This is a genomic window from Lysinibacillus sp. NPDC097868, assembly GCF_044761135.1.
Taxonomy (GTDB): Bacteria; Bacillota; Bacilli; order Bacillales_A; family Planococcaceae; genus Lysinibacillus.
The window spans coordinates 2,755,007-2,766,314 of sequence record NZ_JBIWBS010000001.1 but is presented as its reverse complement, the minus strand read 5'-3'; the positions used below and the strand labels follow the sequence as shown (position 1 = coordinate 2,766,314).

Genomic DNA, 11,308 nt, shown 5'->3' with positions numbered 1-11,308 from the left:
GGAGGAGTTAAAATGCCTGAATTACCAGAGGTAGAAGGTGTCGTACAGGCATTAAAGCCAGAAATTGAAGGTCGCACAATAAAGCAGGTACAGCTTTCAGAAGTTATTCGCTTTTCTTATGATGAAGGAAAGCAATGTATAGTGAAGCAAGCTGAGCCGGATGCATTTGAGATGGCATTATCTCAAATGAAGATTACGAAAATTGAGCGTCGTGCAAAATATATATTTTTTCATTTGATGAAAGAGGAATTGTCCTATGTTTTGGTCAGTCATTTAGGCATGACAGGTGCATGGTTTATTGTGGACACTCCTGAAGATATCAATGAGGAAAAATTTAAAAAGCATATTCATGCGACTTTTCAAATGGCAGACGGTGGCTATTTAATATACTCTGATATTCGTCGTTTTGGTGAGCTGCGGTTTTTAACGAAAATAGAAGATCATGCACCACTAACAAAAATGGCGCCTGAACCGTTTGATGAGGCTGCGAGCGATTATTTTATAGCTAAATCATTGCTACCGAAATATGAGAAAAAGGCTGTTAAAGAAGTAATTATGGACGGACAAGTTATCTCGGGCTGTGGCAATATATATGCCACAGAGGCGCTGTTTGCCCAAAAAATGCACCCTGCCCGCAAAATGAACCGCATAAGTGAAAAGCGCAAACGTGCACTTTTTGAAGCAATTGTTGATGTTCTGCGTCAAAGCATTGAAGCAGGAGGTTCGACAATTTCGGATTATCGAAATATTAACGGTGAAGCAGGGAGCATGCAAAATCGATTACAAATGTATGGAAAGAAAATATGCCCGGTATGTGGTACAGAGACGAGTCAAATGACAATTGGTGGACGTACATCTGTATTTTGTCCAAATTGTCAACATTAAAGGGGAATTAATTATGATTATCGGACTAACAGGAAGTATTGCGAGTGGCAAAAGTACAGTCGCAAAAATGATGACAGCACTTGGTTTACCGATTGTCGATGCAGATGTTGTTGCACGTGATGTGGTAAAACCAGGAACGGAAACGTTAGCACTCATTGTTCAAAATTTTGGCGAAGACATATTGCTTGATGACGGCAATTTGAATCGTCCAAAGCTTGGGGATATTATTTTCCATGAGCCTGCGAAACGAAAAATTTTAAATGATATTATGCATCCTGCTATTCGTCAGGAAATGCTACGTCAACGTGATGCATATTTAGAGGTAGGACAAAAACATGTCGTGATGGATATTCCATTACTTTTCGAAAGCAAATTGCAGCATTTTGTTGAGCGCATACTTGTAGTTTCAGTTAGCGAAGAGGTGCAGCTCCGACGATTAATGGAGCGCAATCAATTATCAAAAGAAGATGCGCTAGCACGCATGCATTCGCAGTTACCGATGTCTGTGAAAGAAAAAAGTGCACATGCTGTCATTTATAACAATGAAAATTTACAGCAAACAGAAGAGCAGTTAATTAAGATTCTTACTCATTGGGGCGTACTTTAGAAAAGTGCGGGGATAGCTAGTTGCTACCGTTGATTTCCGCTCTGGGCGGGCGCTTTTCGCGGGCACACCGTAAGCCGCAACCCTCGCTAACGCGCGGTCTGTTGCGTCTCACGTTTTGTGCGTTCCCGCAGGAGTCGCCCGCCCTCCGCTCCAATCAACTGAACATTATAAATCATGTTTTGCTATCTTAAATTTTAAAATGATATCTTGGTCAATGGCCTTATAGAGGGAATTTGCCAAAGGGGATGTTCAATTTTGCTTGAATACGACTTTGTCAGCATTCTTTTGCGCAGCGATAATTGCTGCGCATTTTTTTGTTTTTATGCGAAATAATAAGGATGAAGTACTGATTTTTTTCATTTCTAAAATGGCTCTATTTTTCAGAAAATAAGAACTTTTTCATTATGGATATATAATGTTCATCTTTTTTGAAATTGTGTTATACTAATTAGCATAAAGTATCATAAAGTATAATGAATATGAGTATGCACTCACAGGAGGATTTTATAATGACAGTCTCAGTTGCTATTAACGGTTTCGGACGTATCGGACGTATGGTATTCCGCCAAGCGATCGTACAGGAAGGTTTAAATATTGTTGCAATTAATGCAAGCTACCCAGCAGAAACGTTAGCACATTTGATTAAGTATGACACAAATCACGGAACATTCGAAGGTACGATTGAACCAGCGGGCGATGCTTTAATTGTAAATGGTAAACATGTCCAAATTATTAGCGAACGTGATCCATTAAAATTACCATGGGCTACAATGGGTGTAGATATTGTAATTGAAGCAACTGGTAAATTCAATGATCGTGAGAAAGCAGCTATGCATCTTGAAGCAGGCGCAAAAAAAGTTATCTTAACAGCACCTGGTAAAAACGAGGATGTTACAATTGTTTTAGGTGTAAACGATGAAAAGCTTGATGTTGAAAAACATGACGTAATTTCAAATGCTTCTTGTACAACAAACTGCTTAGCACCAGTAGCAAAAGTGTTAAATGATACATTTGGTATCGAAAGCGGTTTAATGACAACAGTTCACGCATATACAAATGACCAAAAAAACTTAGATAATCCACATAAAGATTTACGTCGTGCGCGTGGTTGTGCACAATCTATTATTCCAACTTCAACAGGTGCTGCCAAAGCATTAAAATTAGTGTTACCTGAATTGGAAGGTAAAATTCACGGTATGGCACTTCGTGTTCCAACACCAAATGTATCATTAGTAGACCTTGTTGTAGATTTAAATACTGATGTTACAGTGGATTCTGTCAATGCTGCGTTTGTGAAAGCAGCGACTGAAGGCCCTATGAAAGGCATTTTAAACTTCTCAATCGAGCCGCTTGTATCTTCGGATTACAATACAACAACATACTCATCAACAGTTGATGGTCTTTCAACAATGGTGATGGGTGATCGTAAAGTGAAAGTACTTGCTTGGTACGACAACGAGTGGGGCTATTCTGCACGTGTAGTAGACCTAGTGAAAAAAGTTGCAAAAGCATTAGAAACAGTTAGCGCTTAATGAAGTCTTAGCACATTGAAATCTTGATGGTTTCAATGTGCTTTTTTTTATAAGCAAACTATTTGACTCCTAAAGTGTAAAAATCCACTGCGCTTTTCCGTGGTACGATGTAAATCGCCACCGTCGCTGTGGCTCCTCCTGTTGCGGCTTACACTGCGTGCATTTCCACAGAAGTCTTCCAAGATTTATATTTGGGAAGGGAATAGCAAAAGCATTTTTTTGTTGTTTTAGTCTTCTCAAAGGCGTTTCCAGCACCTTGTTTGCTGAAAAGAAAAGAAGGGAAAATGTACACTGTTCTAGGTCTGTAAGCATCTGCCATACTACGGTTAGATGAATGAGCTTTTCTTACTTGTAGGAAATTTGTTATAATATAAATATCAAATTGTTGTGGAATCAGGAGAGTAAAAATATGAGATGTCCTTCTTGCCAATTTAACGGAACACGTGTAGTGGATTCGAGGCCAGTAGATGATAATAAAGAAATACGTAGACGTCGTGAATGTGAGTCGTGTGGCTTTCGTTTTACAACGTTTGAAAAAATTGAAGAGACACCGTTAGTCGTTGTGAAAAAAGAAGGCTCGCGAGAAGAGTTTAGCCGCGAGAAGGTTTTGCGCGGTCTTATTCGTGCTTGTGAGAAACGTCCTGTCGCTTTAGATGTATTAGAGGCACTTGTAATGTCTATTGAAAAAGACCTTCGACGTATTGGAAATGCTGAAGTACGATCAGAGGATGTTGGAGAAATGGTAATGGACCGCTTAGCAAAAATCGATGAAGTTGCCTATGTTCGTTTTGCTTCGGTTTATCGTCAGTTTAAGGATATCAATGTATTTATCGAGGAAATAAAAGAAATTATTCAACGTCAAACAGAGCAAAAATCATAGGGAAAACAGAGAGGGTGAATGACGTTGATTCATTTGTATAAAGAATTGCAACCAGCAGATACTTTTGACATTCGTCTACCTCATGCACTTTCCACGATGGAACGTCAATTAGTAACGTTATTTTATCAACCACTAACTGGTGCTGAACCAATTAGTCTCTATTTAACGTTATGGGCTGAAGCAGAGCAAATGCCAAGACAGCAAATGAATCATTATTATTTAATGAATGTGCTCGGGCTGCCAATAGGCAAAGTGTTCGAAGCGCGTATTGCCCTTGAAGCAATCGGTTTATTGCGAACATGGAAAAAAGAAGAGCTAGAACAGCGATGCTTTGTATATGAGCTAATGCGCCCTCTTGATGCAGATAGCTTTATGAAAGATCCGCTATTGTCTATGTTTTTGTTTAGTAAAATTGGAGAACAGGCGTATCGAAAGTTGCGCCAACGTTTTATTCAACCTGTAAGAGGTGCAGAATTTAAAGATGTATCACGTGCCTTTATGGATGTCTTTAAACCAGTAAACACCAATATACCTACAGACCTGCAAGGTGGGATTGAAAGCAAAGAAAATTCGCAAAAGGTTTATCCGTTTTATTTTGAGCAATTTGATTTTGAGTTGTTACAGGCAGGTTTATCTGACCAGTTAGTACCAGCAAATTTACTGACGCTTGAAGTGCGTGAAACAATTGCGAAACTAGCATTCTTATATCATTTAACTGCGTTAGATATGCAAAAAGTTGTTATTTTAGCCCTTGATGATGATTTAGGTATTTCATTAGAACGTTTGCGAAAAGCAGCAGCTGATTTTTATAAACTTACAGTTTCAAAAGAGCCGCCGAAGCTTGCAAAAGTATTTGCTTCCCCGGTAGTGGAAGATGCTGTTCAAAAAACGAAGGATGAGGAGCTGCAACATTATTTAGAATCAACGCCTCCTGTCCAAGTGTTACGAGATATTAATAATGGGAAAGAGCCATTGCAAACATCTGTCCAGCTAGCCGAGAATTTAATTGTCCAGCATGGGATGCCAGTAGGCGTAGTCAATGCACTCCTTGAGTATGTCATGCTCTCAACGGATATGAAGCTACCAAAGAAGTATGTAGAAACGATTGCCGACCATTGGGTACGAAAAAATATTAAGACGGCGAAGGAAGCAATGGAACTTGCACGCCAAGAACATGATAAATACACAACGTGGAAAAATAAACCACAGACACAGACTAAAAATAATCAATATGCTAAAGGTCGAGTAGACAATCAGCGTAAGGAAAAGGTGCCTGAGTGGTTTTATAAACGCAATGAGCAACCCGAAGAAGGCGCATCTTCTTCAAGCGCAATGGATTTTGAAAAAGAGCGTCAAAAAATATTAGCAATGCTAGGGAAAAGCGATAAGTAAGGTAGGTGAATGGCAATCGAACCAATTAACAAGCCATTAAAAAGAGCAATTAATGTACCATCATTTCAAGAGCGATATGAAGCGATGCGTAGAGAAATTTTAGAACACCCTAGAGTGCAAGCTTTTTTAGCAGAGCATGCAGAAGAGCTTAGCTATGATGCAGTCGAACGCAATTTACCAAAGCTTCATGAATTTATTAGTCAGTCTACTGTTTGCTGTGGCTGCGATAATACAGCACATTGTACAAACTATTTAAAAGGTTTTATTCCAACATTACGTGTAGTACGCAATACGGTAGAAATTGATTACGTACGCTGTGAACAAAAGGTACGTGAGGATGAACGTCGTGATGTTGCTAATATGATTGCTAGCATGCATATGCCGAAAGATGTGCTTCTGGCGACAATCCAAGATTTAATGATTGATGATGAATCTCGTGTCCTTATTGCGCAAAGAGCGGCACAGTTTGTTAAGAAAACTGAGGAAACAGGGAAGCTTCCAACGAAAGGTTTTTATTTATATGGAAAGTTTGGTGTAGGAAAATCCTTTGTGCTGGGTGCACTTGCTAACGAATTAGCTTCAAAGAAGATTCGTTCAGTAGTTGTTTTCGTACCTGAATTTTTACGTGAAATGAAGAATGCTATTGGTGACAATACTTTAAATGACAAAATAGATTATGTGAAAAAGGCGCCAGTGTTGATGCTCGATGATTTAGGAGCGGAAACGATGTCAGCTTGGACGCGCGATGAAATCTTGGGAACTATTTTCCATTATCGAATGGCAGAGCAATTGCCAACATTCATTACATCGAATTTTAATTATGATGAATTAGAACATCATTTAGCTCAGTCCCAAAAAGGGGATATTGAGGTTGTGAAAGCTGGACGTATTATGGAACGTATTAAAGCTTTAACAGAGCCAATTGAAATGCGTGGCAAAAATCGACGTTTATAATATTGGCAGTTGCATTTTACGACAATCGAGCGTATACTGTCACATATACTATATATAACAATGCAATGATGAGGACATGAATTTTGTGTAACAGCTTTAAGAGAGGGAAGTCATCGGCTGTAAGCTTCCTAGTTTGGGCACATTTTTTACTACCTGCTGAGCAGCGAAAGGGAATATCTTTCGCCGGTCCCTAGCCCGTTAGCTAGCCTTGAGCTTCGTCTGACTATTTTGTCGGAAGGAAGAAGGGTGGAACCACGAGCATACGCTTCGTCCCTTTTGTGAGGGACGGGGCTTTTTTGTTTTTGGGGATTTTTTAGTGCTTAAACTTACACAACATAAAGTCCACTATTTCATCATGCATCACAAAAACAACCATATAAGGAGTGCAGAAAAATGTCAGATATGATTAAATTAACGTTCCCTGATGGCGCAGTAAAGGAATTTGCAAAAGGTACATCTACTGATGATGTAGCATTATCTATTAGCCCAGGGCTTCGTAAAAAAGCATACGCAGGTAAAGTAAATGGGGAATTAGTAGATTTAAAAACACCAATTGAAGAAGATGCAACAATTGCAATTATTACGCAAGATGATGAGGAAGCATTAGAAATCCTTCGTCACTCAACTGCCCATCTTACAGCACAAGCGATTAAACGTTTATTCCCAGAAGTGAAGCTTGGTATTGGTCCAGTTATTGAAGGTGGCTTCTACTATGATATTGATGCACCAACACCAATCACTGCTGAAGACCTTCCAGCAATCGAAAAAGAAATGAAAAAAATTATCGCTGAAAATCTAGAGGTAGAGCGTAAAAATGTAAGCCGTGCAGAAGCACAAGCAATCTTTGAAGAAATTGGCGATGAATACAAATTAGAATTACTTGAAGCGATTCCAGCTGATGAGCAAGTGTCTATTTACTATCAAGGTGAGTTTTTCGACCTTTGTCGTGGTATTCATGTACCATCAACAGGTAAACTACGTGAGTTTAAATTACTATCATTAGCAGGTGCTTATTGGAGAGGAAACTCTGATAACAAAATGCTTCAACGTATTTACGGTACTGCTTTCTTCAAAAAAGAAGAATTAAAGCATCACCTACAAATGTTAGAAGAAGCAAAAGAACGTGACCACCGTAAAATCGGTAAAGAATTGGAGTTATTTACAACTTCTCAAAAAGTTGGTCAAGGTTTACCACTTTGGTTACCAAATGGTGCAACAATCCGTCGTGTTATTGAACGCTATATTGTAGATAAAGAATTATCTCTTGGTTATAAACATGTATACACACCAGTACTTGGTTCAAAAGAGCTTTACCAAACTTCTGGTCACTGGGACCATTACCAAGATTCAATTTTCCCACCAATGGAAATGGACAATGAAACATTAATTATGCGTCCGATGAACTGTCCACACCATATGATGGTTTACAAAAACAGCATGCACTCATATCGTAACTTACCATTACGTATTGCTGAGCTTGGTACAATGCACCGTTATGAAATGTCAGGTGCTGTTTCAGGATTACAACGTGTACGTGGGATGACTTTAAACGATGCACATATTTTTGTTCGTCCAGATCAAATTAAAGCAGAGTTCCAAAAAGTGGTGCAATTAATTTTAGAAGTATACAAAGACTTTGATTTAAAAGATTACTCATTCCGTCTTTCTTACCGTGACCCTGCGGATACAGAGAAATACTTTGATGACGATGAAATGTGGGAAAAAGCACAAAGCATGTTAAAAGAAGCAATGGATGAACTTGGCCTAGACTACTTCGAAGCTGAAGGTGAGGCTGCATTCTACGGTCCTAAACTTGACGTCCAAGTAAAAACAGCGATTGGTAAAGAAGAGACATTATCAACTGTACAATTAGACTTCTTATTACCAGAACGCTTTGACTTAACATACGTAGGTGAAGACGGCAAACCACACCGTCCAGTTGTAATTCACCGTGGTGTTGTGTCAACAATGGAGCGTTTCGTAGCATTCTTAATTGAAGAATACAAAGGTGCATTCCCAACTTGGTTAGCGCCAGTTCAAGTAGAGGTAATTCCTGTATCGAACGAAGCACACTTTGATTATGCAAAACAAATCGAAGAACAGTTGACAGCAGCAGGTTTACGTGTTGAAATGGATGACCGTGAAGAAAAACTTGGTTACAAAATTCGTGAAGCACAAATGAAAAAGATCCCATACATGCTTGTTATTGGGGATAAAGAAGTTGAGGCAAACGGTGTTAACGTGCGTCGCTACGGCTCAAAAGACTCAGAAACAATTTCATTTGAGGACTTCCTAGCGAATATTAAAGCTGAGGTTACACGTTTTTAATAGAACAAATGAGTAGATAATGTTCTTTCGTTGTGTTATATTACGTATAAAGTTGCAATGTATTGCACATAATAATTATAAGATTGTAAAAAACATATTTGACAATCTAAATTGTACATGCTAATATAATTAAGGTTAATGAATACAAAGTTTGTGGTTGAAGTAGAGGCTGCCCGCTTCTCACCTGATACAACGCTTAGGCTGTGAACAGGTATGACACGTTGAATTGTTTTGCGTACACTTACGCATGCACATATAGCGGGCGGACATCTTCAAAATGTCCGTCCTTTTTTTATGGACATGACAAGAGGATGTACCGTTCAACCGGGCAAGGCTTTGCCCAAACCATGTATTCGCGACAACTACTTGGAGGTGGATTACTATTAGCAAAGACATGTATGTAAACGAAGGCATTCGCGCACGTGAACTTCGATTAATCGATCACAATGGTGACCAGCTTGGTGTAAAGACACGTAACGAAGCGCTAGAAATCGCCACTCGTGTAAACTTGGATCTTGTCCTTGTGGCCCCTCAAGCCAAGCCGCCAGTCGCTCGTATCATGGACTATGGTAAATTTAAGTTTGAACAGCAAAAGAAAGACCGCGAAATTCGTAAAAATCAAAAAGTCATCGTGATGAAAGAGGTTCGTTTGAGCCCAACAATCGATGAACATGATTTCCAAACAAAGCTACGTAATGCGATTAAATTCCTTGAAAAAGGTGATAAAGTTAAATGTAGCCTACGTTTCAAAGGTCGTGCGATTACACACAAAGATATTGGTCAACGTGTATTAGATCGATTTGCTGAAGCTTGTGCTGAAGTATCTACGGTTGAACAAAAACCGAAGATGGAAGGCCGAAGCATGTTCTTAGTTCTTCAACCAAAGAACGAGAAATAGTATTAGACGAAACAGTTTAGGAGGAATTCGACATGCCAAAAATGAAAACTCACCGTGGAGCTGCGAAACGTTTCAAAAAAACGGGTTCAGGTAAATTAAAATATGACCGTGCTTACGGAAGCCACTTATTCGCAAACAAATCTACAAAACAAAAACGTCACCTACGTAAAGGTAAAGTTGTATCATCAGGTGACTTCAAACGCATCAAATCATTACTTGTTTACATGAAATGATTGACTACACAAAATAAACTAATATTCATTTTTTAATGAAAAGCAGGAGGTAATTCATATGCCACGCGTAAAAGGCGGAACAGTGACGCGCAAACGTCGTAAAAAAGTATTGAAATTAGCTAAAGGTTACTATGGTTCTAAACATACATTATATAAAGTTGCTAACCAAGCAGTAATGAAATCAGGTCAATATGCATACCGTGACCGTCGTCAGAAAAAACGTGATTTCCGTAAATTATGGATCACTCGTATCAACGCAGCTGCTCGTATGAACGGTCTTTCATACAGCCGTTTAATGCACGGTTTAAAAGTTGCTGGTATCGAAGTTAACCGTAAAATGTTAGCTGACTTAGCTGTAACAGATGCTGCAGCATTCACACAATTAGCAGAAGCTGCTAAAAAAGCAGTAGCTAAATAAAAAAGAGCGACTATGTCGCTCTTTTTTATTTCTGCCCCGAAAGCGAAGCGGCAGGGGCAAAATAAGGTTTCTGCCCCGAAAGCGAAGCGGCAGGGGCAAAATAAGGTTTCTGCCCCGAAAGCGAAGCGACAGGGGCAAAATAAGGTTTCAGCCCGGAAAGCGAAGCGACAGGGGCAGAAGATATTTCTGTCCCGAAGTGAAGTAACAGGGGCAAAACAGGTATAGTTCAGCCCTGAAGTGAAGTAACAGGGGCAAAATAGATGTATAAATTTCTGCCTCGTAAGCTAGAGCGACAGGGGTAAATAAATTAGTGTATAGTTAAGACTGATGGGGGTTATTTCATCAGTCTTTTTACATAGGAGGTTGTTTTAATGGCTCAAGCATTACTTGCCTATATGGCAATTGTTTCAGTCGTATTGCTCGTTATGATGGGCATGGATAAATCACGCGCAAAAAAGCATGAATGGCGCATTGCCGAGCGTACGTTATTTACACTAGCGATTGCAGGTGGGGCAGTTGGTGGCGTGTTAGGCATGTATTTATTTCGTCATAAAACACGCCATAACAGCTTTGCGTTTGGCTTCCCATTGATTGCGGCAATTCAAATTTTTATTATTGTGCAATTATGGGGCAGCTCTTTCTAGAAATTGTGTGAGTGACTGGCACTTCCCGCGGGCACTTTTTGCGTAAAAAAACACATCCTCATGTGGAGGATGTGTTACGCATAAGCTGTTCAATGGGTTGCTTCCAGTTAATTTTAGCGTTAGGGTAGTTAAATAGGATTTCTTGCTGGAGATATTCGAAATCACTCCTAGTAAACCCTTGTAAAGTTGCAGCATCACGAGCACCTACAAATATGGTAACGACCTCAAATGCATCTTCTGTTGTGCCTAAGTATTTTTCACCTTCAAAAAGCGCACCCTTAAAAGAAATAAAGAAATTCTTTCGAACATTTTTTACGTCATCATAAAAGTAATATTGGCCTTTTTCATAGGCTTCATCGAGTTTACGTTTAGGATCGGTTATATATCGAATCGCTTTATAGAATACATAGATAATAAGCGCTATCACAGCAAGTCGAATAAGTAACGGTAACATTTTAAAATTCCCCCTTGAAGAAAGGTTATTCCTACCTATACGATTAGGGAAGACATTTAGTTTCACTTTTTAAAAATATTTTT

The 11,308-nt window shown here is 39.2% G+C and carries 12 protein-coding genes; 11 read left to right on the top strand and 1 reads right to left on the bottom strand.

The window, feature by feature from the left end; all coding sequences use genetic code 11:
• The first annotated feature begins 12 nt into the window (after positions 1-12).
• The 11 genes from mutM (at position 13) to ACIQXJ_RS13900 (ending at position 10,771) form a co-directional block, all read left to right on the top strand.
• Positions 13-885, top strand: a complete 873-nt coding sequence (gene mutM, locus ACIQXJ_RS13950) for a bifunctional DNA-formamidopyrimidine glycosylase/DNA-(apurinic or apyrimidinic site) lyase (RefSeq protein WP_403054551.1) — start codon at positions 13-15, stop codon at positions 883-885.
• A gap of 13 nt (positions 886-898) precedes the next feature.
• Positions 899-1,492, top strand: coding sequence for a dephospho-CoA kinase (gene coaE, locus ACIQXJ_RS13945; RefSeq protein WP_403054549.1), 594 nt, complete (start codon positions 899-901; stop codon positions 1,490-1,492).
• Positions 1,493-2,001: 509 nt separating this feature from the next.
• Positions 2,002-3,024, top strand: a complete 1,023-nt coding sequence (locus ACIQXJ_RS13940) for a glyceraldehyde-3-phosphate dehydrogenase (RefSeq protein ID WP_401009025.1) — start codon at positions 2,002-2,004, stop codon at positions 3,022-3,024.
• 409 nt (positions 3,025-3,433) lie between these two features.
• Positions 3,434-3,904: a transcriptional regulator NrdR gene (nrdR, locus tag ACIQXJ_RS13935; protein WP_172772392.1), complete on the top strand. Its 471-nt coding sequence runs from the start codon at positions 3,434-3,436 to the stop codon at positions 3,902-3,904.
• Positions 3,905-3,922: 18 nt separating this feature from the next.
• On the top strand, positions 3,923-5,296 hold the full coding sequence (locus tag ACIQXJ_RS13930) for a replication initiation and membrane attachment family protein (RefSeq protein WP_403054547.1): 1,374 nt from the start codon (positions 3,923-3,925) through the stop codon (positions 5,294-5,296).
• Positions 5,297-5,311: 15 nt separating this feature from the next.
• Positions 5,312-6,250, top strand: coding sequence for a primosomal protein DnaI (dnaI, locus tag ACIQXJ_RS13925; RefSeq protein ID WP_403054914.1), 939 nt, complete (start codon positions 5,312-5,314; stop codon positions 6,248-6,250).
• Between the two features lie 393 nt (positions 6,251-6,643).
• On the top strand, positions 6,644-8,578 hold the full coding sequence (gene thrS / locus ACIQXJ_RS13920) for a threonine--tRNA ligase (protein ID WP_403054545.1): 1,935 nt from the start codon (positions 6,644-6,646) through the stop codon (positions 8,576-8,578).
• Positions 8,579-8,972: 394 nt separating this feature from the next.
• On the top strand, positions 8,973-9,476 hold the full coding sequence (infC, locus tag ACIQXJ_RS13915) for a translation initiation factor IF-3 (RefSeq protein ID WP_024363824.1): 504 nt from the start codon (positions 8,973-8,975) through the stop codon (positions 9,474-9,476).
• A 32-nt stretch (positions 9,477-9,508) separates the two neighbouring features.
• Positions 9,509-9,709, top strand: a complete 201-nt coding sequence (gene rpmI / locus ACIQXJ_RS13910) for a 50S ribosomal protein L35 (protein ID WP_024363825.1) — start codon at positions 9,509-9,511, stop codon at positions 9,707-9,709.
• Between the two features lie 58 nt (positions 9,710-9,767).
• A complete protein-coding gene (gene rplT, locus ACIQXJ_RS13905) occupies positions 9,768-10,127 on the top strand; it encodes a 50S ribosomal protein L20 (RefSeq protein WP_024363826.1) in 360 nt (119 codons plus the stop codon).
• A 371-nt stretch (positions 10,128-10,498) separates the two neighbouring features.
• Positions 10,499-10,771, top strand: coding sequence for a DUF1294 domain-containing protein (locus ACIQXJ_RS13900; protein WP_401009022.1), 273 nt, complete (start codon positions 10,499-10,501; stop codon positions 10,769-10,771).
• 58 nt (positions 10,772-10,829) lie between these two features.
• Here ACIQXJ_RS13900 and ACIQXJ_RS13895 read toward each other — a convergent pair whose 3' ends face one another.
• The gene (locus ACIQXJ_RS13895) at positions 10,830-11,225 is read right to left on the bottom strand and encodes a sigma-w pathway protein ysdB (protein WP_172772388.1); all 396 of its coding nucleotides are present in this window, start codon (positions 11,223-11,225) and stop codon (positions 10,830-10,832) included.
• Between the last annotated feature and the right edge of the window lie 83 nt (positions 11,226-11,308).